The organism is Micromonospora sp. NPDC048830 (genome assembly GCF_043198215.1).
Taxonomy (GTDB): domain Bacteria; phylum Actinomycetota; class Actinomycetes; order Mycobacteriales; family Micromonosporaceae; genus Micromonospora.
In genome coordinates this window covers 87,035-113,669 of record NZ_JBICUP010000007.1, presented here as the reverse complement: position 1 = coordinate 113,669, position 26,635 = coordinate 87,035, and the positions used below count along the sequence as shown (strand labels likewise).

At 74.5% G+C, this 26,635-nt stretch carries 24 protein-coding genes; 14 read left to right on the top strand and 10 right to left on the bottom strand.

The window, feature by feature from the left end:
- Positions 1–71: 71 nt before the first annotated feature.
- Complete coding sequence (locus ACGFIZ_RS09390; RefSeq protein WP_393417631.1) at positions 72–1,952, bottom strand: hypothetical protein; 1,881 nt, start codon at positions 1,950–1,952, stop codon at positions 72–74.
- A 153-nt stretch (positions 1,953–2,105) separates the two neighbouring features.
- Between ACGFIZ_RS09390 and ACGFIZ_RS09385 the strand changes: the two genes are divergently transcribed.
- Positions 2,106–3,431 (top strand): PQQ-binding-like beta-propeller repeat protein, encoded by a 1,326-nt coding sequence (locus ACGFIZ_RS09385; RefSeq protein ID WP_393417441.1) that lies wholly within the window; start codon positions 2,106–2,108, stop codon positions 3,429–3,431.
- A 15-nt stretch (positions 3,432–3,446) separates the two neighbouring features.
- On the opposite strand, the gene ACGFIZ_RS09380 is transcribed toward ACGFIZ_RS09385, so the two are convergent.
- Together ACGFIZ_RS09380 and ACGFIZ_RS09375 are read right to left on the bottom strand one after the other, a co-directional pair.
- Positions 3,447–3,644 carry a hypothetical protein gene (locus ACGFIZ_RS09380; protein WP_393417439.1) on the bottom strand — a complete coding sequence of 66 codons (198 nt, stop codon included), beginning with the start codon at positions 3,642–3,644 and terminating at the stop codon, positions 3,447–3,449.
- Positions 3,644–3,994: a C39 family peptidase gene (locus tag ACGFIZ_RS09375; RefSeq protein ID WP_393417437.1), complete on the bottom strand. Its 351-nt coding sequence runs from the start codon at positions 3,992–3,994 to the stop codon at positions 3,644–3,646. The genes ACGFIZ_RS09380 and ACGFIZ_RS09375 overlap by 1 nt, the downstream gene beginning before the upstream one ends.
- 212 nt (positions 3,995–4,206) lie before the next feature.
- Between ACGFIZ_RS09375 and ACGFIZ_RS09370 the strand changes: the two genes are divergently transcribed.
- The 7 genes from ACGFIZ_RS09370 to ACGFIZ_RS09340 all read left to right on the top strand — a co-directional run bounded on the left by ACGFIZ_RS09370 (position 4,207) and on the right by ACGFIZ_RS09340 (position 12,404).
- Complete coding sequence (locus ACGFIZ_RS09370) at positions 4,207–4,875, top strand: response regulator transcription factor (RefSeq protein ID WP_393417435.1); 669 nt, start codon at positions 4,207–4,209, stop codon at positions 4,873–4,875.
- 114 nt (positions 4,876–4,989) lie between these two features.
- Entirely contained in the window at positions 4,990–6,186 is a 1,197-nt protein-coding gene (locus ACGFIZ_RS09365; RefSeq protein ID WP_393417433.1) for a sensor histidine kinase, read from the top strand.
- 160 nt (positions 6,187–6,346) lie between these two features.
- Positions 6,347–8,887, top strand: a complete 2,541-nt coding sequence (locus ACGFIZ_RS09360) for a malectin domain-containing carbohydrate-binding protein (protein ID WP_393417431.1) — start codon at positions 6,347–6,349, stop codon at positions 8,885–8,887.
- Between the two features lie 250 nt (positions 8,888–9,137).
- Positions 9,138–9,671: a ribbon-helix-helix protein, CopG family gene (locus tag ACGFIZ_RS09355; protein ID WP_393417429.1), complete on the top strand. Its 534-nt coding sequence runs from the start codon at positions 9,138–9,140 to the stop codon at positions 9,669–9,671.
- A gap of 75 nt (positions 9,672–9,746) precedes the next feature.
- Complete coding sequence (locus ACGFIZ_RS09350; protein ID WP_393417427.1) at positions 9,747–10,586, top strand: DUF4097 domain-containing protein; 840 nt, start codon at positions 9,747–9,749, stop codon at positions 10,584–10,586.
- A gap of 29 nt (positions 10,587–10,615) precedes the next feature.
- Entirely contained in the window at positions 10,616–11,563 is a 948-nt protein-coding gene (locus ACGFIZ_RS09345; protein ID WP_393417425.1) for an ATP-binding cassette domain-containing protein, read from the top strand.
- A 7-nt stretch (positions 11,564–11,570) separates the two neighbouring features.
- Positions 11,571–12,404: an ABC transporter permease gene (locus ACGFIZ_RS09340; protein ID WP_393417423.1), complete on the top strand. Its 834-nt coding sequence runs from the start codon at positions 11,571–11,573 to the stop codon at positions 12,402–12,404.
- A 141-nt stretch (positions 12,405–12,545) separates the two neighbouring features.
- Here the strand turns inward: ACGFIZ_RS09340 and ACGFIZ_RS09335 are convergent, their stop codons facing one another.
- The 3 genes from ACGFIZ_RS09335 to ACGFIZ_RS09325 form a co-directional block, all read right to left on the bottom strand.
- Entirely contained in the window at positions 12,546–14,648 is a 2,103-nt protein-coding gene (locus tag ACGFIZ_RS09335) for a 3-hydroxyacyl-CoA dehydrogenase NAD-binding domain-containing protein (protein WP_393417421.1), read from the bottom strand.
- Entirely contained in the window at positions 14,645–15,841 is a 1,197-nt protein-coding gene (locus tag ACGFIZ_RS09330) for a thiolase family protein (protein WP_393417419.1), read from the bottom strand. Before ACGFIZ_RS09330 ends, ACGFIZ_RS09335 begins: the two co-directional genes overlap by 4 nt.
- Before the next feature lie 217 nt (positions 15,842–16,058).
- Positions 16,059–17,393: a ribonuclease D gene (locus tag ACGFIZ_RS09325; RefSeq protein ID WP_393417417.1), complete on the bottom strand. Its 1,335-nt coding sequence runs from the start codon at positions 17,391–17,393 to the stop codon at positions 16,059–16,061.
- Positions 17,394–17,828: 435 nt separating this feature from the next.
- Here ACGFIZ_RS09325 and ACGFIZ_RS09320 point away from each other — a divergent pair, with 435 nt between their 5' ends.
- Together ACGFIZ_RS09320 and ACGFIZ_RS09315 are read left to right on the top strand one after the other, a co-directional pair.
- Positions 17,829–19,097 (top strand): trypsin-like peptidase domain-containing protein, encoded by a 1,269-nt coding sequence (locus ACGFIZ_RS09320; RefSeq protein ID WP_393417415.1) that lies wholly within the window; start codon positions 17,829–17,831, stop codon positions 19,095–19,097.
- Positions 19,098–19,173: 76 nt separating this feature from the next.
- Positions 19,174–20,046, top strand: a complete 873-nt coding sequence (locus ACGFIZ_RS09315; RefSeq protein ID WP_393417412.1) for a hypothetical protein — start codon at positions 19,174–19,176, stop codon at positions 20,044–20,046.
- Positions 20,047–20,167: 121 nt separating this feature from the next.
- On the opposite strand, the gene ACGFIZ_RS09310 is transcribed toward ACGFIZ_RS09315, so the two are convergent.
- Positions 20,168–20,740 (bottom strand): DUF3000 domain-containing protein, encoded by a 573-nt coding sequence (locus ACGFIZ_RS09310; RefSeq protein ID WP_347667420.1) that lies wholly within the window; start codon positions 20,738–20,740, stop codon positions 20,168–20,170.
- 134 nt (positions 20,741–20,874) lie between these two features.
- Here ACGFIZ_RS09310 and hemE point away from each other — a divergent pair, with 134 nt between their 5' ends.
- From hemE to hemQ, 3 genes are read left to right on the top strand one after another with little or no spacing between them, the layout of a single operon-like run.
- Positions 20,875–21,966 carry a uroporphyrinogen decarboxylase gene (hemE, locus tag ACGFIZ_RS09305; RefSeq protein ID WP_393417410.1) on the top strand — a complete coding sequence of 364 codons (1,092 nt, stop codon included), beginning with the start codon at positions 20,875–20,877 and terminating at the stop codon, positions 21,964–21,966.
- An 11-nt stretch (positions 21,967–21,977) separates the two neighbouring features.
- A complete protein-coding gene (hemG, locus tag ACGFIZ_RS09300; RefSeq protein WP_393417629.1) occupies positions 21,978–23,387 on the top strand; it encodes a protoporphyrinogen oxidase in 1,410 nt (469 codons plus the stop codon).
- On the top strand, positions 23,384–24,085 hold the full coding sequence (gene hemQ / locus ACGFIZ_RS09295; RefSeq protein ID WP_393417408.1) for a hydrogen peroxide-dependent heme synthase: 702 nt from the start codon (positions 23,384–23,386) through the stop codon (positions 24,083–24,085). Before hemG ends, hemQ begins: the two co-directional genes overlap by 4 nt.
- Before the next feature lie 89 nt (positions 24,086–24,174).
- Here hemQ and ACGFIZ_RS09290 read toward each other — a convergent pair whose 3' ends face one another.
- The 3 genes from ACGFIZ_RS09290 to msrB form a co-directional block, all read right to left on the bottom strand.
- A complete protein-coding gene (locus ACGFIZ_RS09290; RefSeq protein ID WP_393417406.1) occupies positions 24,175–24,630 on the bottom strand; it encodes a GNAT family N-acetyltransferase in 456 nt (151 codons plus the stop codon).
- 54 nt (positions 24,631–24,684) lie between these two features.
- A complete protein-coding gene (locus ACGFIZ_RS09285) occupies positions 24,685–24,945 on the bottom strand; it encodes a Prokaryotic metallothionein (protein ID WP_393417404.1) in 261 nt (86 codons plus the stop codon).
- A gap of 193 nt (positions 24,946–25,138) precedes the next feature.
- Positions 25,139–25,549: a peptide-methionine (R)-S-oxide reductase MsrB gene (gene msrB / locus ACGFIZ_RS09280; RefSeq protein WP_347667425.1), complete on the bottom strand. Its 411-nt coding sequence runs from the start codon at positions 25,547–25,549 to the stop codon at positions 25,139–25,141.
- Between the two features lie 47 nt (positions 25,550–25,596).
- Between msrB and ligD the strand changes: the two genes are divergently transcribed.
- Positions 25,597–26,622 carry a non-homologous end-joining DNA ligase gene (gene ligD / locus ACGFIZ_RS09275; RefSeq protein WP_393417401.1) on the top strand — a complete coding sequence of 342 codons (1,026 nt, stop codon included), beginning with the start codon at positions 25,597–25,599 and terminating at the stop codon, positions 26,620–26,622.
- Positions 26,623–26,635 lie beyond the last annotated feature (13 nt).

Here is a 26,635-nt window from a genome sequence, read left to right as displayed (position 1 = left end):
GCGGGCCGGGTGCCGCGCCGACTACGGCGGTCGAGAAGGGCCCCTGCTCACAGGGGCCCTTCCTCGCACCGTCAGTCGACGAGGGGGCGGACGTCCCACAGCCAGACGTCGTCGACCCGCTGGGCCGGGCCGAGCAGGGCGGTCATCAGCTCGCGCAGGACCGCCTCCCGGGGGTGCGCCCCGAGCACCACCACCGACGCCCGCCAGTAGCGCAGGTCGGCCACCGCCTGCCGGCGGTTCTCCTCCGTCACCACCGGGAGCGTGCCGGAGTCCATCGTGGCGTAGATCAGCGTGCTGGTCGGCCGGTTCGGCGCGCCGAAGGTGCCCTCGCCGAGCTCGTTGGGGCCGATGAAGTAGCCGCCGGGGATCGGGAACTCGTGCCCCGTCAGGGCGCTCCAGCGCAGGGTGGGCAGGCCGTGCACGTTGCTGGGGATCGGCACCGGCACCAGCGTCCGGCCCTCCGGCACGTACGGCCGCCAGCCGCCGGAGGTGATGAACCGCGGCGGCGGGTCGATCTGCTGGGCCGGCAGCGGCCGGGGGACCAGCGGCAGCACGGCGAGCGCGAGGGCCGCGTACCCGACGGGGCGCAGCCAGCGGCGGCCGGACCAGGCGGCGCCGGCGGACGCGGCCGGAGCGGCTGACGTGGCCGAGGCCGAGTCGGCGGCGGCGCGGGGGGCCGGCACCCGTGGCGCGGCGGGGCGGCCGGAGCGGGCCAGCGCGTCCCAGGCCAGGGCGAGCAGCACGCCGACGGCGGCGGCCGTCACCAGGGCCAGCCGGGTGGGCATCATCATCTCGACCAGCGGCAGGTCGTCCGGGATGTAGGACCACAGCCCGTCGACGTCGGTCTCCACCCCGTCGAAGCGCACCACCGGGCCGATCGCGGCGACGGTGAAGACCGCGACCAGCACGGCCACGATCCGGGCGGCCAGCGACCGGCGGACCAGCAGCACCAGGGCGACCAGGGCGACCAGCACCAGCGGCCAGCCGAACCAGGTGTTCTGCTCGGTCAGCCCGATGGTCTTCTCCACCGCCTCGTCGCCGGCGATCGTGTCCCGGGGGAACGTCACGAACGCCACCAGGTCCTCGCCCCAGCTGTGGAACACCCCGCCCTGCAGGCCGCGGTAGGACTGCGGGCCGTTGAACTGGAACCAGATCGGGTACGCCGTGAGCAGCAGGGTGAGCCCGCCGCCGAGCCCGAGCGCGGCCAGGAAGCCCCGGGCGCGGGCCCAGGCCGCCCGCGGCCGCTGCGCCGCGTACGCCAGCACGACCACCAGGCAGGCCAGCGCCGTGAGCAGCAGCATCTCCTCGTTGATGAAGACCTGGTACGCCACCAGCAGCCCCAGCACCACCCCGTCGCGGCGCCAGCTGCGCCCCGGCGCGCCGAGCGCCAGCACCCGCGCCACGATCACCGGCAGCAGGTAGTTCGAGACGAAGTTGGGCTGCCCGTTGGCGTGGTGCACGATGCCGGGCGCGAAGCCCAGGAACGCCCCACCGAGGAACGCCGCCGCGGGCGAGCGCACCAGGTGCCGGGAGAGCATCCAGTACGACGTGGCGGCGGTCGCGGCCAGCGCTCCGCCCAGGTAGAGGGCGTACGTCACCTGCGGTCCGAACAGGAGGGTCACCGGCGCGAGCGGGATCGTGGCCCCGAGCATCGACGTGTTCGCCATCATGTTCACCCCGTCGGGGGCGTTCTGGCGGGTGGTGAACAGCGGGTTCTCCAGGTGCAGCAGCGAGTACGCGCCGTGTGAGAAGAGCCACTCGAACCAGCTGTGGTCGGTCGGCAGGTGCGACGACACCCGGTGCTGGACGTCCCCCCAGTAGTTCAGGCACACCAGGACGCCGAGGAGCACATAGGCTCCGATGGCCAGAACGTCGGCGCGGGCCGGTCGGCGTCGGGGCCGCCGCGGGGCGGGCGCCGCGTCGGGTCCGGCCGGCGCGGCCGGCGCCGCCACGGGCGCGGGATCGGAGTTCAGCGAGGGTTCATCCACCGGCAAAGCCACGACGCGCCATCGTACAGGCGGGCGCGCGTGGGCCCGGCCGGCCGGTGAGCCTTCGCCGCCGTCCGTCCGGCCGCCCGTCCACCGGTTGGGGGAGGAGGAACGCCGGTGACCCTCATCGACCTCGGCGAGCTGCGCGGGGACGCCGAGCCGGAGCCGCCGGCCCGGCCGCCCCGCGCGGTGGGGCGCCCGCTGCGGGTGGCCCTGGCCGGCGCGCTCGCGCTGCTCACCCTGGCCGCGTCCGCCGCGGTCGTGCGGCCCCCGTCGACGGTGCTACCCGGCCGGGTCGGGGCCGTCGAGGTCGCCGTGACGCCCGACCGGGTGTACGTGGCGGAGCGGGAGGGCCCGGAGTCGGGCGGGCGGGAGGTTGCCGCGTACGCGACGCCCACCCGCGCCGGGGAGCCCCTGCGGTTGCTGTGGCGCGTCTCCCTGCCCGGCGCGGGCGGGCTGTTCGGGCTGGCCGAGCGCGACGGGGTGGTATTCGTCAATGTGGACCTGGACACGGATCATCCGCAGACGATCCTCGTGGACGCGAAGACCGGCGGCCGGCTGTCACGGCATCCCGGGTCCGGCGCGCCCACGGTCGGCGGCGGGCTGCTCCTCCTCGGCAACAGCACGCTCGGGGCACCGGGCCTGCAGCTCGTGGACCTGGCGTCGGGGCGGGTCCGGTGGTCGCTGCCGCAGTCGCTGGTCACGTTCAACTACCACCGCCGGGGCGAACTGGTCGACCGGGTGGTGGTGACCTCCGACCTGCTGCCCGGAGCCGACCGGGACGGGCGGATCGAGGTGCGGGACGTCGTGTCCGGGGCGGTGCTGGCCGCCCGGGACCTCAAGGGCCGGGAGCGGCCGACGTACCGGCAGGTCAACCTGGCCGGGGAGCTGCTGCTGGTGACCGAGGGGGAGCCCGGCGGGGGCGCCGTGGTCACGGCGTACGGGCTGGCCGCTCTGGACCGGCGCTGGGAGCGGCGGCTGGCGGAGTTCGGGCAGGCCGAGCAGTGCGGGGCGCTGCTCTGCGTCTCCGCCCCGAGGCGCGGGGAGGTGTCGGCGCTCGACCCGGCGACCGGCCGGACCCGGTGGAGCAACCCGCGCTGGCCGTGGTTCCTGGTGGCGCGGGGGGACCGGCTCCTGGTCGGCGCCGTCGACCAACGGCCGACGGGCGGCGGGTTCGCCGTGCTGGACGCGGCGACCGGGCGGCAGCTCGGCGAGCTGGGCCGCTGGCAGTTGACGTTCGCCCGCGACCCGGACGCGCCGCTGTTCGGCGTCCGGCGCACGCGGGAGGGCGACCTGCTCGTCGCGGAGCTGGACCTGGCCCGGGCGGAGGCCCGGGTGCTCGACGTGCTGCCGGACGCGACGGGGGAGTGCGTCGTCGCGGGGCGCAGCGCGGTCTGCCGCCGTGTCGGCGGGGCGTTCGGCTGGTGGCGGCTGCGCCGGTGAGCCCGGCCGCCCCGGCTACCAGTTGGGCTGGGCGGGTGGCGGGGGCAGTGGCACGTCGGGCGGCCGGATCACGTACACGATCCCGCCGCTGCCGCCCTGCCACGCCGCCTCGAACCGGTGCCGGTCCCCGGTCCGGCGGACCCCGGCGTCGTCCGGGGCGTACGGGTCGTTGAGCACCGGGTCGCCGTCGGCGGTGAACCCGACCAGCACCATCAGGTGACCCCGGGTGTCGTAGTCCAGCCCCGGCACCTCGCCCCGCGGAACGCGGCGGAGAGCACGAGCGGCACCCCGGCGGCCACGAACGCGCCCGCCTCGGCCAGCGACCGCAGCCGGGTGACGAACGCGTCCACCCCGTGCCCGGCCGCGTACGCGGTGTTGAGCGCCCAGTTGCCCGCCCCGCCGTACGCGGGGTCGTAGCAGTGCCGGGCGGCGTGCGTCACCGCCGGCCGGGGACCGGGGGGCGACACCCAGGCGTACCGGTCGGGGGTGGGACCCACGTCCCAGAAGTCCAGCACCATGGTGACGCTGGTGGGGCTGCACCAGGAGTCCCGCCGCCGCCCCACCGGCGCTCCGGCCCGCCGTGCAGCCGCTGCGAGTACCGGGTCATCGCCGCTCCCTCCGCTGCACATCAGCGCCGCGAAGCATCCCGTACCTGAAGGTTTCTGCAACGCCGGGAGGTCGGGGCCTGCCGGCCGCGGCCGTGGTCCGACCGGTGGGACGCTGGTTTGGCGGGCGGCACTAGGTTGTCGGGGAGTCCGCGGCGAGGAGGTCTGGTATGCGGGTACTGGTGGTCGAGGACGAGCGCAACCTCGCCGACGCGATCGCGCGGGGGCTGCGCAAGCGCGGCATGGCGGTCGACGTCGCGTACGACGGGGACACCGGCCACGAGATGGCCTTCGTCACCCGGTACGACGTGGTGGTGCTCGACCGGGACCTGCCCGGCATGCACGGTGACCAGATCTGCGCCGAGCTGGCCGCCTCCGGCACCCTGACCCGGGTGCTCATGCTCACCGCCAGCGGCACGGTCGCCGACCGGGTCGAGGGGTTGCAGCTCGGCGCGGACGACTACCTGCCCAAGCCGTTCGCGTTCGACGAACTGGTGGCCCGGGTGCAGGCGCTGGGCCGGCGGGCCACCCCGGCCGCCCCGCCGGTGCTCGCCGTGGCCGACCTGGTGCTGGACCCGGCCCGGCGGGTGGTCACCCGCGGCGGCGCGCCGGTCGACCTGACCAACAAGGAGTTCGGGGTGCTCTGCGAGCTGCTGAAGGCGCGCGGGGCGGTGGTCTCCAGCGAGGAGCTGCTGGAGCGGGTCTGGGACGCGAACACCGACCCGTTCACCACCATCGTCCGCGTCACCGTGATGACGTTGCGCAAGAAGCTCGGCGACCCGCCGCTGATCGAGACGGTCGTCGGGGCCGGCTACCGCACGGCGGAGACGGCCCTGTGAGCGCGAGGAGTGAGCCGGGGTTGCGAGCCCCGCAGTCGCGAACCGAGGTGGCCCTGTGAGCGCGAGGAGTGAGCCGGGGTTGCGAGCCCCGCAGTCGCGAACCGAGGTGGCACTGTGACCGGGCGGTTGCGGCCCACGCTGCGGCTGCGGCTCACCCTGCTCAACGGGATCCTGCTGGTGGGCGCCGGGGCGATCCTGGTGCTGCTCGCCTGGCTGCTGGTGCGCGACGCGCTGCGCCCCACCGACGAGCTGCTGCCCGGCACCACCGTGCTGCTGGCCGACGGCCGCTCCCTGGACGCCGCGACCTGGCAGCGGCAGCTCGTCGACGCGGCCTCCCGGGAGCTGCTGGCCAAGGGTCTCGTGGCGCTGCTGGCGATCAGCGTCGTCGGCGTGGCCGGCGCGTACGCGGTGGCCGGGCGGGCGCTGCGCCCCCTGCACCAGGTCACCGCCACCGCGCAGCGGCTCGGCGAGGCCACCCTCGACCAGCGGATCGGCTGGTCCGGGGCGGACGACGAGGTCGCCGAGCTGGCGAAGACGTTCGACGCGATGCTGGACCGGATCACGGCCGCGTTCGAGGCGCAGAGGCGGTTCGTCGCCAACGCCTCGCACGAGCTGCGTACCCCGCTGGCGGTGATGCGTACCGAGATCGACGTGACGCTGAGCGACGACGAGGCGGACGCCGCCGAGTACCGCCGGATGGCCACCGTGGTCCGGGACGCCTCCGAGCGGGCCAACAGCCTGGTCGACGCGCTGCTGGTGCTCGCGCGCAGCGAGGCCCAGGCGGGCCGGCGGCTGGGCCGGCGCACCGAGTGCGACCTCGCGACCGGCACCGCCAACGCCCTGTCCGCGATGCGCCGCGAGGTGGAGCGGATCGGGTTGCGGGTGCAGACCGCGCTGGCGCCCGCCCCGGTGGTCGGCGACCCCGGCCTGCTCGACCGGCTGGCCGGCAACCTGATCGAGAACGCGGTCCGCTACAACCACCTCCAGGGCCGGATCTGGGTGCGCACCGGGTCGGACGGCCGCTCGTCCTGGCTGGTGGTCGGCAACACGGGGTTCGAGGTCAACCAGGCGGACGTGCCGGGGCTGTTCGAGCCGTTCCGGCGGGGTGGGCAGGAGCGCACCGGCGCCCGGGGATCGGGGCTCGGGCTGTCCATCGTCCGGGCGGTCTGCGACGCCCACGGCGGCACCGTACGGGTGGTGGCCCGGCCCGGGGGCGGCCTGGAGGTCACGGTGACCCTGCCCGCCGCCGACGGCGCGCCGAGCGTGACCGCGCCGGTCCCGGGCGGCGGTCGCGGCGGGGCGGACCGCTAGGCCCGGCAGAAAGGGCCGTCGCGGGGTGGACGCCGGCTGCGTCGTCGGCCAGGGTGTGTGATGGCACCGTCTACGCACGGTGCGCGCCCCGGCCGGTCGGTGCCCACGCCGTCCGGGTGGGGCCGCTTCTCCGTGTCCGCATCCGCTCCGGGAGTTGCCCGTGACCCATTCCTCGGCCCTGCTCCGCCGCACGCTGGCGGGGCTCACCGCGGTTGCCGTGACCGCCGTCGGCCTCGCCGTCGCGCCGGCGGCGCACGCCGCGCCCGACCACGACACGGTGGTCTCCGCCGTCCCGTCCGCCGCGTCGCCGAACATCATGGACGGCACGGTCTTCGCCATCCACGACGCCGGCACGAAGATCATCGCCGCCGGTTCGTTCACCAGGGTGCGTGACCGCGGCTCCGACGTGGACATCACCCGCAACTACGTGCTCGCCTTCGACAAGGCCACCGGCACCGTAGACACCGCGTTCGCGCCGGCCGTCGACAACGAGGTGTACGACGTGGCGGCCGGCCCGGCCGCCGGCACCGTCTACCTGGCCGGCAAGTTCAACACCGTCAACGGGATCACCCGGCGCAAGGTGGCGGTGGTCGACGTCGCGACCGGCGCCACGGTCACCAGCTTCGCGGGTCCGGCGTTCAACGGCCTGGTCAACGACGTCGCCGTGGCCGGCAACCGGCTGCTGGTGGGCGGCATCTTCACCACCGCAGGCAACGCCAACCCGCGCGGCGGGCTCGCGTCGCTCAACGCCGGCACCGGCGCGCTCGACGGCTACCTCACCACCTCGCTCACCGAGAACCACAACTGGGACGGGGTCAGCGGCGCCAAGGCCGGCGTCGGCGCCGACAAGCTGGCGCTCTCCCCGGACGGCACCCAGCTCGTGGTGATCGGCAACTTCCGCAAGGCCGACGGGGTGGTGCACGACCAGATCGTGCGCCTCGACCTCGGGGCGACGGCGGCCACCGTCGCCGACTGGAACACCAGCCGGTACACCCCGCGCTGCTCGTACTGGGCGTACGACTCGTACGTGCGGGACGTGGCCTTCGCCCCGGACGGCAGCTACTTCGTGGTGGTCACCACCGGCGCGGCGCACGGCGGGACGCTGTGCGACACCGCCGCCCGCTGGGAGGCCGCCGCCACCGGCGACGGGCAGGAGCCCACCTGGGTGAACTTTTCCGGCGGCGACACCTTCCTCTCCGTCGGGATCAGCGAGCAGGCCGTCTACGTCGGCGGGCACCTGCGCTGGGTCAACAACAGCTTCGGCTCGGACGCCGCGCAGGCCGGTGCGATCGGCCGGGCCAGCATCGCCGCGCTCGACCCGCGCAACGGGCTGCCGCTGTCCTGGAACCCGGGCCGGCACCCGCGCGGCTACGGCGTGGCCGAGCTGCTGGTCACCCCGGAGGGCATCTGGCTCGGCTCGGACCAGTCCTGGATCGGCAACTTCCGCTACCGGCGGGAGCGGATCGCGTTCTTCCCGCTGACCGGCGGCGACGCCCCGCACCCGACCACCACCGCCGGCCTGCCCGGCACCGTGTACCGGGCCGGCGTGCCGGCGCCCACGAACGTGCTGTACCGGGTCAACGCGGGCGGCCCGGCGGTCCTCGCCGCCGACAACGGGCCCGACTGGAGCGCCGACGACGGCGGCAACCCCAGCCCGTACCACAACACGGGCAGCAGCACGGCCGGGTTCGCCGCGGTCGGCAGCCTGGACGCCACGGTGCCGGCCGGCACCCCGGCCGCGCTGTACAGCGACGAGCGGTACGACGGCGGCGGCGCCCCGGAGATGCAGTGGGACTTCCCCGTCCCCGCCGGCACCGAGGTCCAGGTCCGCCTCTACCTGGCCAACCGGTACGACGGCACGGCCGCACCCGGCGCCCGGGTGTTCGACGTGACGCTGGACGGCACGCTGGTGCTCGACAACCTGGACCTGTCCGCGAGCGTGGGCCACAACGTCGGCACCATGCGGTCGTTCACGATCGTCAGCGACGGCACCGTCGACATCGACTTCGGGCACGTCGTGGAGAACCCGCTCGTCGACGCGATCGAGATCGTCAAGACCGGCCCGCCGCCGGCCGGCACCGGCAACGAGGTGCAGGCCCGGTCGTACGACGGGGCGGCCACCGTCGGCGCGCCGGTCGACGTGGCCAACCCCGACGGCACCGCCTGGTCCACGGCCAGGGGCGGGTTCTGGGTCGGCGGCACCCTGTTCTACGGGATGAACGGGGCGCTGTGGCGGCGCACCTTCGACGGGTCCACGTTCGGCACGCCGAGCCTCGTCGACCCGTACCACGACGCGTACTGGGACACGGTGGTGACCGATTCCGGCCCGGAGGGCCAGACGTACGCCGGGTCCACGGTCAACTTCTACCCCGAGGTCCCCAACGTCACCGGCATGTTCTACACCGCCGGTCGGCTCTACTACACGCTCGCCGGCCAGAGCGGGCTGTTCTGGCGCTGGTTCACCCCGGACAGCGGCGCGGTCGGCGCCGAGCGGTTCACCGTCGCGGGGGTCACCGGCTTCACCGACAGCGGGGGCGTCTTCCTCGCCGGCGGTACCCTCTACCGGGTCAGCCGCTCGACCGGGGCGCTCGCCTCGACCTCCTGGTCCGGCGGCGCGCCCACCGGCACGTTCACCACGGTCAGCGGCCCCGCCGTCGACGGGGTGGACTGGCGGGCCAAGGCGGTCTTCGTCGGCCCGTGACACCCCGCCCGTCAGGTTCCCGGCCCGGTCCCGCGTCCCGCGGGGCCGGGCCGGCCCCTTTTCGGCGTACGCCGCAAGCCCCCCAAGCCGAACACCTGGCCCGAACGCGCCCACCCGGACGCGGTTGATCCACTCCGTGTCGGCGACGTGGGGGGCCTTCCGGCGCCCGGACACCGCCGTGTCGCCGACATGGCACCTAATTGAGCCAAGATGGCTTGTTCGTGTGCCATCTGTGTGCCAATATGGTGCCATGGACTTGACCCCGTATGTGAGCAACCTCGGACGTGAGTTCGCCACGCTTGCCGAAGCCGGCGGTGAGGAGGCGCGTGCGCTGGTCGAGCGCCTGACCGGCTCGCTCGAGTCGGCGATCCGGATGACGCTGCTGGACGCGCTGTCGGCCGCCGCCGACGAGATCACCCGGGACCTGGCTCCGGGTTCGGTGGAGCTGCGCCTGCGCGGCCGCGATCCGAACTTCGTCGTGACCCCGCCACCCGCCGACCCGCTCGGGCCTGCGGCCGGGGAGGCCTCGGCGACGGTCGGCGGCGCGCCGGACAGCGATCTGCTGATCGCCGAGGACGGCCCCGCCGCCCGGATCAACGTACGCATGCCCGAGCAGCTCAAGGCCGCGATCGAGGAGGCCGCGGCCAAGGAGGGGCGCTCGGTCAACGCCTGGCTGGTCCGGGCGGCCGCCGCCGGCCTGCAGCGGTCCGACCGCGATCAGCGTCCCGAGCCACGCCGCAGCGGGAAACGCACCCAGCAGCGCTTCACCGGCTGGGTGCGCTGACCACACCGCACCGTTCCGCACACCACGTCCCCGACCTGCGGGGACGACTCACCCACCCAGGATGCGGGGACAAGCATGCCCAGTTACGAGACGCCCGAACCGATCTCCGTCACGCTCGAACTCGGCGTCGGCAACGTGCGGATCGCCGCGAGCGACCGCACCGACACCGTCGTCGAGGTCCGGCCGAGCGACGAAACCGACGAGTCCGACGTGCAGGCCGCGGCGGAGGTCCGGGTCGACTGCACCAACGGCGTACTCCAGGTCACCGGCCCGAAGCGCACCTTCGACTTCTCCAAGAAGAGCAGGTCGGTGAACGTTTCCATCGAACTGCCCAGCGGTTCCCAACTGTCCGCTCACCTGCAGATGGGCGACATCCACTGCGCTGGCCGGCTCGGCGAGTGCCGACTCAAGACCACCGGCAACGTCCGGCTCGAACGAACCGGCCCGCTGCGACTGCACACGGGGATCGGTCACGTCACCGTCGACGGCGTCACGGGCAACGCCGAGATCTCCACCGGCTCCGGCAGGATCGAGATCGGCGAGGTCGACGGCGCCGTGATGGTCAAGAACTCCAACGGCGACACCACGATCGACGCGGTCAGCGGCGACGTGCGGGTGCGCAACGCCAACGGCGCCATCGCGGTCGAGCGGGCCGGCGCCGGCGTCGACGCGAAGACGTCCAACGGCGGCATCCGCCTCGGCGAGGTGGTCCGCGGCTCGATCGTCCTCGGCACCGCCATGGGCGACCTGGACCTCGGCATCGCCGAGGGCACCGCCGCCTGGCTCGACGTCAACACCGGATTCGGGCACGTACACAACCTGCTGGAGCACACCGCCCGGCCCGACGAGACCGACCAGACCGTCGAGGTACGCGGCCGTACCTCCTACGGCGACATCACCATCCACCGCTCCTGATCGACTTCCGGCCCCGGAGAAGAGGAACCATGACCAGCACGCAATACCGGCCGGCGATCGCCGCGACCGGGCTACGAAAATCGTTCGGCGACCATGTCGTGCTCGACGGTCTCGAGCTGAACGTGCCACGGGGAACGGTCTTCTCGCTGCTCGGCGCGAACGGCGCCGGGAAGACCACCACGGTCAGGATCCTGTCCACGTTGATCAGCGCCGACGCCGGTGACGTCCAGGTCGCCGGGCACGACCTCGCCCGCGAACCGGACGCGGTGCGCGCCGCGATCGGCGTCACCGGTCAGTTCTCCGCGGTGGACAACCTGCTCACCGGCGAGGAGAACCTGCTGCTGATGGCGGATCTGCACCACCTCGCCCGACGCGAAGGCCGGCGGCGCGTCGCCCGGCTGCTCGAACAGTTCGACCTGACCGAGGCGGCCCGGAAGCCGGCATCGACCTACTCCGGGGGCATGCGGCGGCGGCTCGACCTGGCGATGACCCAGGTCGGCAACCCGCAAGTGATCTTCCTCGACGAGCCGACCACCGGACTGGACCCGCGCAGCCGCCGGACCATGTGGCAGATCGTCCGGGACCTGGTGGCCGACGGCGTCACCATCTTCCTGACCACGCAGTACCTGGAGGAGGCCGACGAGTTGGCCGACCGGATCGCGGTCCTCGACCACGGTCGGGTGGTCGCCGAGGGGGCCGCGGAGGAACTGAAGCGCCGTGTCCCCGGTGGACACGTTCGCCTGCGGTTCGCCGACCCGCAGGGCCTCGACGCGGCCGTACGCGTGCTGGGGCAGGCCGCACGCGACAACGACGCGCTCGCCCTGCGGGTGCCCAGCGACGGCAGCCTGCGCTCGCTGAAGACCCTGATCGGCCGGCTCGACGACCGGGCCATCGAGGTCGAGGAGCTGTCCGTGCACACCCCCGATCTCGACGACGTCTTCCTCGCCCTCACCGGCGACTCCACCCCGGGAAGGTGACCATCCGATGAGCACCAACACCCTCGCCGGCCCGGCGTCGGCGAGCCTCCGTTTTCACCCGCTACGCGACTCGGCGACCATGCTGCGCCGCAACCTCAGGCGCATGCTGCGGTACCCGTCGATGACCCTGACGCTCGTCGGGATGCCCGTCGTCTTCCTGCTGCTGTTCGTCTACGTGTTCGGCGGCACGCTGGGCGCCGGGCTCGGCGGGCCGGCGTACGGCGGTGCGGCCGGCGGACGCGCCGAGTACGCCAACTACGTGGCGCCCGCGATCATCCTGATGACCGTGACCGCCACGGTCCAGGGGACCGCGATCTCGATCGCCATGGACATGACCGAGGGCATCATCTCCCGGTTCCGCACCATGCACATCGCCCGCGTCTCGGTGCTGACCGGACACGTCCTGGGCAGCATGATCCAGGCCGTGTTCAGCCTGGCGATCGTGATCGGCGTGGCGCTGCTGATCGGCTTCCGGCCCACCGCCGGGCCGGGCGCGTGGCTGGCCACGGCCGGTTTCCTGATGGCGGTGACCTTCGCCCTCGTCTGGTTGTCCGTCGCGCTCGGTCAGGTGAGCGGGAGCGTCGAGACCGCGAGCAACCTGCCGATGCCGCTCGTTCTGCTGCCGTTCCTCGGCAGTGGGTTCGTCCCCACCGACTCCATGCCGGCCGGTCTGCGCTGGTTCGCCGAGCACCAGCCGTTCACGCCGATCATCGAAACCCTGCGCGGCCTGCTGATGGACAAGCCGATCGGGAACAACGCGTGGGTCGCGCTCGCCTGGTGTGCCGGCATCGCGCTGGGCGGATACCTCTGGTCGAAACGGCTGTTCAACCGCGAGTCCTGACCCAACGTCCGTGGTTCTCCGCACGGCGCAGGTCTCCGCGCTGATCCCCGGAAGGGTGTGGCTGTTCGACGCGGAACAGCCACACCCTTGCGGGAGATCGGCCTCGTCCGCCCGCCCGGCGGCTGAGGGACGGGGGACGCCTCAGGCGGGCAGGCTGGCCACCCCGGCCGGCAGGAACCGCCGGCCGGTGACCCGCTCGCTGGTGCCCGTCCGGTCCAGGTACGGCGTGACGCCGCCCAGGTGGAACGGCCAGCCGGCGCCGAGGATCATGCACAGGTCGATGTCCTGCGCCTCGGCGACGACGCCCTCGTCGAGCATCAGCCGGATCTCCTGCGCCAGCGCCTCGAGCGCGTTCTGCCGCACCTGCTCGGCGGTCAGCGGCTGGTCGCCGACCACCAGCAGCTTCGCCACCTCGGCGTTGATCTCGTCGTCGACCACGATCGGCTGGCCGGAGTCGGCGATCCGCCTGAGGTTCTCGCTGACGTCGAACCGGTCGGGGAACGCGGCGTGCAGGGTGCCGCCCACGTGGTACGCCACCGCCGGCCCGACGAGCTGGAGCAGGGCGAGCGGCCGCATCGGCAGGCCCAGCGGGTCCAGCGCGCTGTCGGCCACCTCCAGCGGGGTGCCGGCGTCGACCGCGGCGAAGACGGTGCCGAGGAAGCGGGTCAGCAGCCGGTTCACCACGAACGCGGGCGCGTCCTTCACCAGCACGGACGACTTCCTCAGCTGCTTGCCGACCGCGAACGCGGTGGCCAGGGTGGCGTCGTCCGTGCGCTCGCCACGGACGATCTCCAGCAGCGGCAGCACCGCGACCGGGTTGAAGAAGTGGAAGCCGACCACCCGCTCCGGGTGCTCCAGCTCGGCCGCCATCGCGGTGACCGACAGGCTGGAGGTGTTCGTCGCGAGCACCGCCTCCGGGGAGACGATCTTCTCCAGCTCGGCCCAGACCTGCTTCTTGACGTTGAGGTCCTCGAACACGGCCTCGATGACGAAGTCACAGTCAGCGAACGAAGTGAGCTGGCCCGGCGTCGACGCGGCGAAGGCCTCTGCCTTTGGGGAGCCGCTGATCAGGCCGTACAGCTTGGCCGCCGTGCCCTTGTCCATCCGGCCCTTGCTGACCTGCTTCTCGATCTGGGTGTGCACGTAGCCGACGCCCTTGTCGACCCGGGCCTGGTCCAGGTCCGTCATGACCACGGGCACCTGCAGGCGGCGGGCGAACAGCAGCGCGAGCTGGCTGGCCATCAGGCCGGCGCCGACGATGCCGACCTTGGTGACCGGGCGGGCCAGGTCCTTGTCCGGCGCGCCCGCCGGCCGCTTGGCCCGCCGCTGCACCAGGTCGAACGCGTACAGGCCGCTGCGCAGCTCCTCGGAGAAGACCAGGTCCGCCAGGGCCTCGTCCTCGGCGGCGGTGCCGGCCGCGAAGTCCGCGTCCTTCGCCGTGTCCAGCAGGTCCAGCGCCCGGTACGCGGCCGGGACCGCGCCGTGCAGCCGCTGGTCCAGCGTCTGCCGGGCGAAGTAGAGCACGCCCGCCCACATGTCCCGGTCGACCTCGGGCCGGGTCACCGTGATCTCGCCGCGGACCACGCCGGCGGCCCACTCCAGGGACCGCTCCAGGAAGTCCGCCGGCTCCAGCAGCACGTCGGCGATGCCCAGCTCGGCGGCCTGCTTCGGCTTGAGCATCCTGTTCTGCATCAGCGGGTTCTGGAGGATCACCTGGGTCGCGGCGGGGATGCCGATCAGGTTCGGCAGCAGCTGGGTGCCGCCCCAGCCCGGGACCAGGCCGAGGGAGACCTCGGGCAGCGCGAGCGCGGTGGCTCCGCCGGACAACGTCCGGTAGTGGCAGTGCAGCGCCAGCTCCAGGCCGCCGCCCATGGCCGCGCCGTTGACGAAGGCGAACGTCGGGACCGCGCTGTCCTTCAGCCGCGCGAAGACCCGGTGGCCGAGCCGGCCGATCTCCAGCGCCTGCTCGCGGTCGGCGAGCTGCGGCAGGCTGGTGAGGTCCGCGCCCACGCAGAAGATGTACGGCTTGCCGGTGACCGCGACGAACGCCGGGTCCCCCGCCAGGGCGGCGGTGATCGCCTCGTCCAGGCTGGCCAGGCCGCCCGGGCCGAAGGTGTTCGGCTTGGTGTGGTCGAAGCCGTTGTCGAGGGTGATCAGGGCGGCCGGGCGGTCCAGCCCCGGCACGTTCACCTGGCGCAGCAGCGCCTTCGTGACCACCTCGTTCGGTGCGGTGAGCGCGCTCACTTGTCTCCACCCTTCCAGTGGGGGTTCTCCCAGATCACGGTGCCGCCCATGCCGATGCCGACGCACATGGCGGTGAGGCCGTAGCGGACCTCGGGGTGCTCGGCGAACTGCCGGGCGAGCTGGGTCATCAGCCGCACCCCGGAGGAGGCGAGCGGGTGCCCGATGGCGATCGCGCCGCCCCACGGGTTGACCCGCGGGTCGTCGTCGGCGATGCCGAAGTGGTCGAGGAAGGCGAGCACCTGCACGGCGAACGCCTCGTTCAGCTCGAACAGGCCGATGTCGTCGATGGTCAGGCCGGCGATGCGCAGCGCCTTCTCGGTCGACGGGATCGGACCGACGCCCATCACCTCGGGCTCGACGCCGACGAAGCCGTACGAGACCAGCCGCATGGCCACCGGGAGGCCCAGCTCGCGGGCGGTGGACTCGGCGGCGATCAGGCTGGCGGTCGCGCCGTCGTTCAGGCCGGCCGCGTTGCCCGCGGTGACCCGGCCGTGCGGGCGGAACGGGGTCTTCAGGGTGGCGAGCTTCTCCATCGAGGTGTCGCGGGGCGCCTCGTCCGCCGTGGCCAGGCCCCAGCCGCCGTCGGCGTCGCGGGTGGCCACCGACACCAGGTCGCCCTGGAGCTTGCCGTTGGCGTACGCCTTCGCGGTCTTCTGCTGCGAGGCGAGCGCGAACGCGTCCGCGCGCTCCTTGGTGACGTGCGGGAGGCGGTCGTGCAGGTTCTCCGCGGTGGCGCCCATGACCAGGGCGGACGGGTCGACCAGCTGCTCGGCGACGATGCGGGGGTTCGGGTCGACGCCCTCACCCATGGGGTGCCGGCCCATGTGCTCGACGCCGCCGGCGATCGCCACGTCGTACGCGCCCACGGCGATGCCGCTGGCCACGGTCGTGACGGCGGTCATCGCGCCGGCGCACATCCGGTCCATGGCCAGGCCGGGCACCGTCTTGGGCAGGCCGGCCAGCAGGGCGGCGGTGCGGCCGATGGTGAGGCCCTGGTCGCCGATCTGGGTGGTGGCGGCGATGGCGACCTCCTCGACCCGCTCCGGCGGCAGTTGCGGGTTGCGGCGCAGCAGCTCGCGGATGCAGCGGATCACGAGGTCGTCGGCGCGGGTGTTGGCGTACATGCCACCCGCCTTGCCGAACGGGGTGCGGACGCCGTCGACGAAGACGACATCCCGGACTTCACGGGGCACTGGAGCCTCCTTTTCGACCATGATTCGGTCGCGCGCCGACAGGCGGCGCCACGGACCGAACGACGGTCGCCGGCACGGGCGTGGTCCCTCGGATGCTACTCGTCAGTAACCAGTGCCGGCACCCGCCCCGGTGTGGCCCACCCCACACCGCCGGCCGCGTCGTCGATCATGGGGTTGGCGGCCGGTTCGAGCTCCGAAACGGCCGCCAACCCCATGATCATCCGTTGGCTGGGGGCGCGGGGGGCAGGAGGGCGGGGGTCAGGTCCGGGAGCAGGAGGGTGAGCTGCCACTCGCGGGCGCCGTACCCGCGCAGCGTCTCGGCGACGGTGTCCTCGGTGATCTCGTCCGGCGGCGCCCAGGCGAGGCGGCGGATCGAGTCCGGCGCGATCAGGTTCTCCGGCGGCAGCGTGTGCGCCCCGGCGATCCGGATCACCACCTCCCGGCACCGGGCCAGCCGGCCGGCGGCCACCGGGTCCCGCTCCGCCCACCGGTGTGGCGGGGGCGGCCCCTCCACCGCGGGGGCCACCGGCAGCGCGTCGTCCGGCAGTTGCCGGGCGTCGTCCAGCGCCGCCAGCCACGTACGGGCCAGCCGGCGCACCGAACGGCCGCCGAACCCGGGCAGGGTGAGCAGGGCCTTCTCGTCCTTCGGGTCCAGCTCGGCCGCCGCGACGATCGCCGAGTCCGGCAGCACCCGGCCCGGGGCGGCGTCACGGCGGGCGGCGATCTGGTCCCGCGCGTACCAGAGGGAGCGGACCCGGGCCTGGGCCCGGGCGCCGCGCACCCGGTGGATGCCGGAGGTGCGCCGCCAGGGCTCCGCGCGCACCCGGGGCGGGCGCGCGCCGGCGCGGATCGACGCGGCGAACTCCTCCGCCGCCCACGCCGACTTGCCCTGCCGGGCCAGCTCCTCGTCGAGGGCGTCGCGCAGGTCGACCAGCAGCTCCACGTCGAGCGCGGCGTAGGTGAGCCAGGACTCCGGCAGCGGCCGGCTCGACCAGTCCGCCGCCGAGTGGTGCTTCTCGAGGCTGAACCCGAGTAGCTGATCGGTCAGCGCGGCCAAGCCGACCCGCTCGAATCCGGCCAGCCGAGCGGCCAGTTCCGTGTCGAAGAGGCGCCGCGGGCGCAGCCCCAGCTCGGCCAGGCAGGGCAGATCCTGGCTCGCGGCGTGCAGCACCCACTCGGCGTCGGCGATCGCCGCGTCGAGGGTGCTGAGGTCGGGCAGCGGGAGCGGGTCGATCAGCACGGTGCCGGCGCCGGCGCGGCGCAACTGCACCAGGTACGCGCGCTGGCTGTAGCGGTAGCCCGAGGCGCGCTCGGCGTCCAGGGCGACGGGGCCGGTACCGGCCGCGAAACGGGCGACGACCTCGGCGAGCTCGGCCTCGGTGGCCACCGGCTGAGGGGTGCCCTCGCGGGGGGCGGTCAGCGGCACGGGCGCGCCGCCGGTCGGTTCGGGCCCCGCGTCCGCCGGCTCCGGCGCGGCCGACGGGGTGTGGCGCGGCTCGTCTCCCGTTCGGCTCTCGGCGGCCCGACGGCGCAGGGGTGGTTCGTCGGTCACCTGACAACCCTAGTGCGCGGGGCCGACAGCCGCGTGCAGCCGGGTACGGCCGTGTCGGCGCCGCGGACTTGACGCGGCATGGCAGGGTCGGACATCGGGGGAGACAAAGCGCGTTCGTGCCGGTACGTTCCTTCGGGCCGTCGTCCGGAGATCGCGCCGGCGTCGGCGCGATGCACCGGGGCGGCTACGGGGAGGGCGTTGGCCATGACGACGGCTGGATACGGTCCGACGGGCGGGGGGCAGGTCCCCGGCGACGGGTCAGGCTGGCGCGACCCGGTCGCTCCCGCGACTTCCGCCCCTCCTGCTGCTTCCGCCCCTCCTGCCGCTTCGGGCGCTGCCGCCGGTTCCGCCGCCGCTCCTGCCGCCCCCGCCGGTGCGGGCGCTCCCGGTGCGGCCCCGGACGCCGGCACCCGCCCCGGCCCGCTGCCGCCGCGGATGGAGCCCCCGCGCGGGGCGGCTGCCCCGTACCCGCCGCCGGCCATCCCCGGCCAGGCGGCCGTGCCGGCGCAGGCGGCGGTCCCCGGCCAGTGGGGCGGCGGCTCGCCCCCCGCCGGCTGGCCCGCCCCCGGGCAACGCCCCGCCGCGCCCGTCGCGCCCGTCGCGCCGCCGGTCGCCGGCCCGCCGCACCCGCAGCCCGCGCCGGGCGCTTCGGCGTACCCGCAGGCGTCGCCGGCCGCCGCGGCGTTCCCGCAGCAGGCCGCGCCGGTCGGCCCAGCGTTCCCGCAGGTGTCGCCGGGCGGGCCGTCGGCTCCGCAGGTGTCGCCGGGCGGGCCGTCGATTCCGCAGGCGCCGCCGGTTGTCGGCCCCGCGCACCCGCACACCCCGGGCGCGACCGGGGCGGCGTATCCGCAGGCCGGGGCGTCCCCGGTCCCCGGGCCGGCCTGGCCCGCCCAGGCGGCCGGCACCCCCGCCCCGGGCACCCCCGCCAGGGGACGGGCGCTCACCCTGGTCGCCCTCGGGCTGGCCGTCGTCCTGGCCGTGGCGGCCGGCGTGCAGGCGTACCAGATCAACCGGCTCTCCGACCGGCTCGCCGACACGAACCAGCGACTGACCGCGATGCAGGACGGCGACAACACGCGGTTCGACGGCCTGGACCAGCGGACGCAGGCCCTGGAGAAGCAGGCCGGCGCCCAGTTCAACCCGGAGGCGGTGGCCAGCGCGGTGCTGCCCAGCGTGTTCCGGGTCCGGGCCGGGCAGTTCACCGGCACCGCGTTCGCGGTCGGCAAGCCGCCCGCCGGCGGCGGGGCCAACCTGTTCACGAACTTCCACGTCGTCGAGTCGGTCTGGAACGGCGGCGGCCGGGAGGTCTTCCTGGAGCGCACCGACCAGCGCTTCCCGGCCACCATCGTCAAGGTCGACGAGGAGAACGACATCGCGCACCTGCGCACGACCGGGCGGTTCACCGGCCTCGTGACGGCGTCCACCCCGGTCAAGTCCGGGCAGCAGATCGTCGTCGTGGGCGCCCCGCTCGGCCTGGAGGACAGCGTCACCACCGGCGTGGTCAGCGCCTTCCGCGACGCCGACGCGGGCTCCGGGCCGGTCATCCAGTTCGACGCCCCGATCAACCCCGGCAACTCCGGCGGCCCCGTCATCAACGGCCAGAAGCAGGTGGTCGGGATCGCCACCGCCAAGGCCCGCGACGCCGAGGGCATCGGGCTCGCCGTACCCATCAAGGTCGCCTGCGACGGCTTCCGGATCTGCTGACCGCCGCCGCCCTCGTACCAACCGGTCCGTCGGCCTCGCCCGGCCGCCGGGCCAGCCAACTGGAGGAAGAAGAGACATGACCCAGCCACCGACCGGGCCGGGGGGCCAGTACCCGCCGCCCGGCGGCGCCGGCTACGGCCCCGGCCAGCCCGTGCCCCAGCAGTACGGCCCGACCGGTCAGCCGAACGAGCCCACCCGCCAGTTCACCCCTGGCCAGTACGGGGCGCCGCAGCCGACCGAGCCGACGCAGCAGATGCCGCAGTACCCGGGCCCTCGGCCGGGTCAGCCGGCCGCGCCGCCGGCCCCGCCCACCGCCCCGCTGTCGGTTCCGCCCGCCCCGCAGTCGGCCCCGCCGGCACCGGCCTTCGGTCAGCAGCCCCAGTCGGCCCCGCCGTTCGGGCAGCCGGTCTCCACGCCCCCGGTCTCCGGGCCCGGGTACCCCCAGCAGATGTCGGTGCCCCCGGCCTTCGGTCAGCCGATGTCCGGCCCGCCCGGCTCCGCGCCGCCCTACGGCGCGCCCGCCCCCGCCGGGGGCAAGGGCGGACGCACCGCCCTCGTCCTGGGCCTGGTGGCCGGGCTGCTCTTCGTCCTCGGCGGGGTGATGACCGGCCTCTACGTGACCAAGAGCAGCGAGCTGGACCGTACCGAGAAGCGGCTGACCGCCCAGGTCGGCGAGCGGGACGGGACGATCGCGGCGAACAAGACCGAGATCGAGAAGCTGAAGGCCGACCTGCAGAGCGTGCGGGACAAGCTGGCCGACACCGAGCAGGACCTCACCGGCACCCGCAACGACCGGGACGAGCAGGCCCGGCAGAAGAAGGTCATCGCGACCTGCCTGGACAAGCTCACCTCGGCGCTGGCCGCCGCGGCGGCGAACAACAAGGCCGCGTACGACAGGGCCACCCAGGGCATGAACAAGGTCTGCGACGAGGCCGAGAACTACCTCTGACGGGTACGCCCGCACCGCGGGTCGCGCCACGGACACCGTTCCGGCGGCGCGGCCCGCGCTGGTCTGTCAGGCCGCGCCGGCCGGTGCTCTGGTCAGGCTCCGCCGGCCCGCGGTGCTCTGGTCAGGCCGCGCCGGCCGGGCGGTGTTCCGGCAGCGCGGTCACCCCGGGCGGCGGCAACCCCGCCGTCGAGGACAGCAGCGCGCACCAGGCGAGCAGGTGCGGGGTCAGGTCCTCGCCGAGCGGCGTCCAGGAGGCCCGGATCTCGATGTCGCCCGCCGTGGGCGGGCCGGCCAGGTCGCCGAAGCGGGTCGACATGGTCTGGGTGACCGTGCCGCCGATCGCCCGGTGCCGGGCGTCCTGCCCGTCGAGCGCGTCCGTCAGCCACGTCCAGCCGACCCCGGGCAGCAGCGGGTCGGCGGCCAGGTCGACCTCCAGCTCCGCCGTCACGTAGGTGACCAGCCGCAGGGTGCCCTGCCACGCCTCGTGCCCGGCCGGGTCGTGCAGCAGGATGAGCCGCCCGGTGGCCACCTCGTCGCCGTCGCGCAGCACGCTCGCGGCGAGCGCGAAGGCGTACGGCGCGAGCCGCTGCGGCGCGCCGACCTCCTCCAGGATGATCTCCGATCGGGGCGCGGCCGACCGGAGCCCGGCGACCGCGCGGGCGAAGGTCTCCGGGAGCGCGATCGGGGGGGCCATGTCGGGCAGCCTATGCCGCCCGCGCGCCGGTCGCCGGAAACGGCGCGCCGACGTCCGGCCCGCCCGCCGGGTACACGTCACAAAGGTGACGGGGGTGGCGGGAGCGAGCCGGGGCGCATGGCACGATTGCCGCGATGACCACCGACACCACGGGCACTGCCGCCCGAGACGGAGAATCCCGCCCCGGCGGGCCGGCCGACTCCCCGTTCGTCCGGGCCTGTCGGCGCCAGCAGACCACGCACACCCCGGTCTGGTTCATGCGACAGGCCGGTCGGTCGCTGCCGGAGTACCGCGAGATCCGGGCGAACGTGGGGATGCTCGACTCCTGCCGCCGCCCCGACCTGGTGGCCGAGATCACCCTCCAACCGGTCCGCCGGCACGGGGTCGACGCGGCGATCCTGTTCAGCGACATCGTGATCCCGGTGGCCGCCGCCGGGGTGGACCTGGACATCGTCGCGGGCACCGGGCCGGTCGTGGCCGAGCCCGTGCGGGCCCGCGCCGACGTGGAGCGGATCCGCCCGATCACCCGCGACGACGTCTCCTACGTGGACGAGGCGGTGCGGCTGCTCGTCGCCGAGCTGGGCGACACCCCGCTGATCGGCTTCGCCGGCGCGCCGTTCACCCTGGCCAGCTACCTGGTCGAGGGCGGGCCGTCGCGCACCCATGCGAAGACCAAGGCCCTGATGTACGGCGAGCCGGAGCTGTGGCACGCGCTCTGCGCCCGGCTGGCCGAGGTGACCCTCGCCTTCCTGCGGGTGCAGATCGACGCCGGGGTGTCCGCGGTGCAGCTCTTCGACTCGTGGGCCGGCGCGCTCTCCGAGGCCGACTACCGCCGGTACGTCCTGCCGCACTCGACGGTCGTGCTGTCCGGCCTGGCCGACGCCGGGGTGCCCCGGATCCATTTCGGGGTGGGCACCGCCGAGCTGCTCGGCGCGATGGGCGAGGCCGGCGCCGACGTGGTCGGCGTGGACTGGCGTACGCCGCTGGACGTGGCGACCCGGCGGATCGGCCCGGACAAGGCCGTGCAGGGCAACCTCGACCCGTCCGTGCTGCTCGCCCCGTGGCCGGTGGTCGAGGCCGAGGTGCGCAGGATCCTCGACCAGGGCCGGGCGGCCCCCGGCCACGTGTTCAACCTCGGCCACGGCGTGCTGCCGGAGACCGACCCGGACGTGCTGGCCCGGGTGGTCGCCCTGGTGCACGAGGTGTCCGCGCGCCGGGCCGGGTGATCCGAGTGACCGTGCGGAAGCCGTGGCGGGTGGCGGTGGTGGGCGGCGGGATCGCCGGCCTGGCCGCCGCGGTCCGGCTGCGCGACCGCGCCCCCGCCGGCACCGAGATCACCGTGTACGAGCAGTCCGGCGCCCTCGGTGGAAAGCTGCGCACCGGGGCCCTCGCGGGCCGGCAGGTGGAGTTCGGCGCGGAGTCGTTCCTGATGCGCGACCCGGCCGGCGGGGAGTCCGCCGCCGTGGCCCTGGTGCGCCGGCTCGGGCTGGCCGGCGACGTGGTGCATCCCAGCGTCGGGCAGGCCGCGCTCGCCGTCGACGGCGGGCTGCGCCCGATCCCCGGCGGGACGCTGGTGGGCGTACCCGGGGATCTGGACAGGGTGGCGGCGGTCGCCGAGCCGGCCGCGGACGCCGACCGCGACGAGGGCCGGCCGCTGCTCGCCCCCGGGGCGGACGTCGCCGTCGGGGCGCTGGTCCGGGCCCGGCTCGGCGACCAGGTCGTCGACCGGCTGGTCGACCCGATGCTCGGCGGCGTGTACGCGGGCCGGGCCGACGGCCTGTCCCTGGCCACCACCATGCCGGCGCTGGCCCGCGCGGCCCGGGTGGAGCACACCCTCGTCGGCGCGGTACGGGCGGCGCAGGCCGCCGCCCCCCGCGCGCCCGGCGCGCCGGTCTTCGGGACCCTCGCCGGCGGGCTGGGCCGGCTGGTCGAGGCCGCGGCCACGGCCAGCGGGGCGATGATCCGCCGGGACGCGGCCGTGCGCGAGCTGGCCCCGACCGGCGCCGGTTGGCGGCTGACCGTCGGCCCGACCCGCGACCCCGAGCTGGTCGACGCCGACGCCGTGCTGCTGGCCCTGCCGGCCCGCCCGGCCGCCCGACTGCTCGACGCGGTCGCGCCCGAGGCCGCCGCCACGGTCGGCGGGCTGGACTACGCCGGCGTCGCGCTCGTCACCCTGGCCCTGCCCGAGCCGGACCTGCCCGCGCTGTCCGGGTTCCTGGTGCCGGCCACCGAGGGGCTGCTCGTCAAGGCGTCGACGTTCTTCACCGCGAAGTGGGGGCACCTGGCCCGGCCGGACGGGCTCGCCCTGGTTCGCGCCTCGGTCGGCCGGTACGGCGAGGAGACGTCGCTGCAGCTCACCGACGCCGACCTGGTCGCCACCGTGCACCGGGAGCTGTCCGCGGTGCTGGGCGTCGCGCTGCCCGCCCCCGTCGCGAGCCACGTCCAGCGCTGGGGCGGCGCGCTGCCGCAGTACGCCCCGGGGCACCTCGACCGGGTGGCCGCCGTCCGGGCGGCGCTGCGCGGGGCGCACCCCACCCTCGCGCTGGCCGGCGCCGGCTACGACGGCGTCGGCATCCCGGCCTGCGTCCGCTCCGGCGAGACCGCGGCCGAAGAGATCATCACGGCACTGGGAGGATCGGCATCATGACCGAGCAGACCAACGCGGCCCGGCTGCGCGAGCTGAACGCGAGCATCCGCTACACCATGTGGTCGGTGTACCGGGCCACGGGCCCGCTCCCGTCGCTGCGCGACAACGTCACCGGCGAGGTCGAGGCGCTGTTCGAGGAGCTGGCCGGCAAGGACGTGACGATCCGCGGCACGTACGACGTCGCCGGGCTGCGCGCCGACGCCGACCTGATGATCTGGTGGCACTCCTCGTCCAGCGACGCCCTCCAGGACGCGTACCTGCGGTTCCGCCGGACCACGCTGGGCCGGGCGATGACCCCGGTCTGGTCGCAGTTGGCCCTGCACCGGCCGGCGGAGTTCAACAAGAGCCACATCCCGGCGTTCCTGGCCGGCGAGGAGGCCCGCCCGTACCTGTGCGTCTACCCGTTCGTCCGGTCGTACGAGTGGTACCTGCTGCCGGACGCCGAGCGGCGCGAGCTGCTGGCCGAGCACGGCCGGCTGGCCCGCGGCTACCCCGACGTGCGGGCCAACACGGTGGCCTCGTTCGCCCTCGGCGACTACGAGTGGATGCTGGCCTTCGAGGCCGACGAGCTGCACCGGATCGTCGACCTCATGCGCGACCTGCGGGCCTCCGGCGCGCGCCGGCACGTCCGGGAGGAGATCCCGTTCTACACGGGCCGCCGCCGCCCGATCGCCGACATCGTCACCTGCCTGCCGTGACCGGAGTCTGACCCGCCACCTGTCCTGCCCGCGGTGGCCCTGGTCGCGGTCGCCAGGCCGTCCCCACCCCTGGTTTGCGCCGGGGGCGGTCAGCCGGCGGCGGGCTCCCGGCGCATCGGGGTGTGCGGGATGCCGTCCTCCACGTACTCCGGCCCGCTGACCGTGAACCCGTGCCGGGCGTAGAACGCGACCAGGTGCGACTGCGCCTCCAGCACGCACGGCCGGTCGCCCACCACGGCCAGCGCCTCGGCCATCAGCCGGCCCGCGTACCCGCCGCGCCGGGCCTGCGGCGCCACCACCACCCGCCCGATCCGCGCCACGCCGCCCGGGTCGGCGAGGATCCGCAGGTACGCCACGACGTCGCCGTCCACGGTCAGCCAGACGTGCCGGGTGCCCGGCTCGACGTCCCGCCCGTCGAGTTCCGGGTACGGGCACGCCTGCTCGACCACGAACACGTCGATGCGCAGCCTCAGCAGGTCGTGGAAGGTACGGGCGTCCAGCTCGGCGAACGAGGCGATCCGGGTCACGAGGGTCTGCGCGGGCACCCGGCGATGGTAGCCGGGGGAGGCACCCCTCTCACCCGTCGGCGGGCTCCCCGCTCAGGCGGGCCGGGCGCCGACCGCGTCGCGGATCTCCGCGCCCTGCTGGCCCTCCTTCGCCCTGGCGCAGTGGGCGCAGCAGAAGAAGCGCCCGGAGACCTCCACCCCGTGGCCGAGGACCTTGACCTGGCAGTGCTCGCAGATCGGCGCCAGCCGGTGCGCCGCGCACTCCAGGCTGTCGAAGGTGTGCACGTCGCCGCTGACCGTCCGTACCTCGAACGCCATCCAGTAGTCGTTGCCGCAGACCTCGCACGTCGCCATGGCCGGACCCCCCGCAGAGAAGGACAGTTTCTCTGCCCAGCGTGCGACAACGTCGCGGCCTGGGCGGCGGAAACGGCCGGATCCGGCCGCCTGCGGCGCGTCGCAGCCGGCGTGTCGCCGGGTCAATCGAGGATTTGGGTCCGAAACGACCCCGTTGAGGCCGTTTCGTACCCGGATCGCCGGGTGTCGTAGCTCAGCCCTGCGTCGGCTCCAGCCGGATGGAGACCGAGTTGACGCAGTGCCGGGTGTTCTTCGGGGTGAAGCCCTCACCGCGGAAGACGTGGCCGAGGTGGCTGTCGCAGCGGGCGCAGCGGATCTCGGTGCGCCGCATGCCGTGGCTGTTGTCCTCGATCTCCTTCACCGTGCCCGGGATGGTGTCGTCGAAGCTCGGCCAGCCGCAGTGGGAGTCGAACTTCGTGTCGCTGCGGTACAGCTCGAGCCCGCAGGCCCGGCAGTGGTAGACGCCGGGCGTCTTCGTGTTGACGTACTCGCCCGTCCACGGGCGCTCGGTGCCCGCCTGGCGCAACACCCGGAACTCCTCCGGGCTCAGCCGGACCCGCCACTCTTCCTCGGTGCGGGGCAGTTCGCTCTCGTCAAGACTCACCCGACAACCGTACGACGAGTGTCGGCGGGGTGGAATATGGTCGCGGGATGGGTGGTACGACGAAGGCCGCGGCCGAGATCGAGGTGGCCGGGCACACCGTGCGGCTGACCAGCCCGGATCGGGTGATCTTCCCCGAGCGGGGCTTCACGAAGGCGGACGTCTTCAACTACTACCTGGCGGTCGGCGACGGGATCATGCGGGCCCTGCGGGACCGCCCGACCACGCTGCAACGCTTCCCCGAGGGCATCGGCGGGGAGATGTTCTTCCAGAAGCGGGTGCCGAGCCGGGGCGTGCCGCCGTGGGTGCGTACCGCCCGGATCAGCTTCCCCAGCGGCCGCACGGCCGACGAGCTGTGCCCGGCCGACCTCGCCCACGTGGCCTGGGCCGCGCAGATGGGCACCGTCGTGTTCCACCCCTGGCCGGTCCGCGCCGCCGACGTCGACCGCCCCGACGAGCTGCGCGTCGACCTCGACCCGCAGCCCGGCACGGACTTCGTCGACGCGGTGGCCGCCGCCGGCGAGGTGCGCGCCCTGCTCGACGAGTTGGGCGCGACCGGCTGGCCGAAGACGTCCGGCGGCCGGGGCGTGCACGTCTACCTGCGCATCCAGCCACGGTGGACGTTCGTCGAGGTGCGCCGTGCCACCATCGCGCTCGCCCGGGAGCTGGAGCGCCGCCGCCCGGAGCTGGTCACCACCGCCTGGTGGAAGGAACAGCGGGGCGCCCGGGTCTTCGTCGACTACAACCAGATGGCCCGCGACCGGACGATCGCGTGCGCGTACTCGCTGCGCGCCAACGCCAGGGCCACAGTCTCCACCCCCGTCACGTGGGACGAACTGTCCGACGTCGACCCGGACGACCTGCACCTGGGCAGCGTGCCGGCCCGGCTGGCCGAGCGGGGCGACCCGCACGCCGGCATCGACGACGCCCCGTGGGACATCACCCCGCTGCTGGAGTGGGCCGACCGGGACGCCACCGGCGGCGCGGGCGACCTGCCGTACCCGCCGGAGTATCCGAAGATGCCGGGCGAACCCAAGAGGGTCCAACCGAGCCGCGCGAAGCGTCCTACGAGCTGAGACATCGCCAGCC

Bases quoted from the DNA above. Each gene is read 5' to 3' on its own strand.
- ACGFIZ_RS09380 (WP_393417439.1), bottom strand. From the start codon at position 3,644: ATGGTGCTGGTCGGGTTCACCGCCGACGGCGACCCGGTGCTCAACGAC.
- ACGFIZ_RS09370 (WP_393417435.1), top strand. From the start codon at position 4,207: ATGCGGGTACTGGTGGTCGAGGACGAGCGCAACCTCGCCGACGCGATC.
- ACGFIZ_RS09355 (WP_393417429.1), top strand. From the start codon at position 9,138: ATGGACTTGACCCCGTATGTGAGCAACCTCGGACGTGAGTTCGCCACG.
- ACGFIZ_RS09350 (WP_393417427.1), top strand. From the start codon at position 9,747: ATGCCCAGTTACGAGACGCCCGAACCGATCTCCGTCACGCTCGAACTC.
- ACGFIZ_RS09345 (WP_393417425.1), top strand. From the start codon at position 10,616: ATGACCAGCACGCAATACCGGCCGGCGATCGCCGCGACCGGGCTACGA.
- ACGFIZ_RS09340 (WP_393417423.1), top strand. From the start codon at position 11,571: ATGAGCACCAACACCCTCGCCGGCCCGGCGTCGGCGAGCCTCCGTTTT.
- ACGFIZ_RS09320 (WP_393417415.1), top strand. From the start codon at position 17,829: ATGGAGCCCCCGCGCGGGGCGGCTGCCCCGTACCCGCCGCCGGCCATC.
- ACGFIZ_RS09315 (WP_393417412.1), top strand. From the start codon at position 19,174: ATGACCCAGCCACCGACCGGGCCGGGGGGCCAGTACCCGCCGCCCGGC.
- ACGFIZ_RS09310 (WP_347667420.1), bottom strand. From the start codon at position 20,740: ATGGCCCCCCCGATCGCGCTCCCGGAGACCTTCGCCCGCGCGGTCGCC.
- hemE (WP_393417410.1), top strand. From the start codon at position 20,875: ATGACCACCGACACCACGGGCACTGCCGCCCGAGACGGAGAATCCCGC.
- hemQ (WP_393417408.1), top strand. From the start codon at position 23,384: ATGACCGAGCAGACCAACGCGGCCCGGCTGCGCGAGCTGAACGCGAGC.
- ACGFIZ_RS09285 (WP_393417404.1), bottom strand. From the start codon at position 24,945: ATGGCGACGTGCGAGGTCTGCGGCAACGACTACTGGATGGCGTTCGAG.
- ligD (WP_393417401.1), top strand. From the start codon at position 25,597: ATGGGTGGTACGACGAAGGCCGCGGCCGAGATCGAGGTGGCCGGGCAC.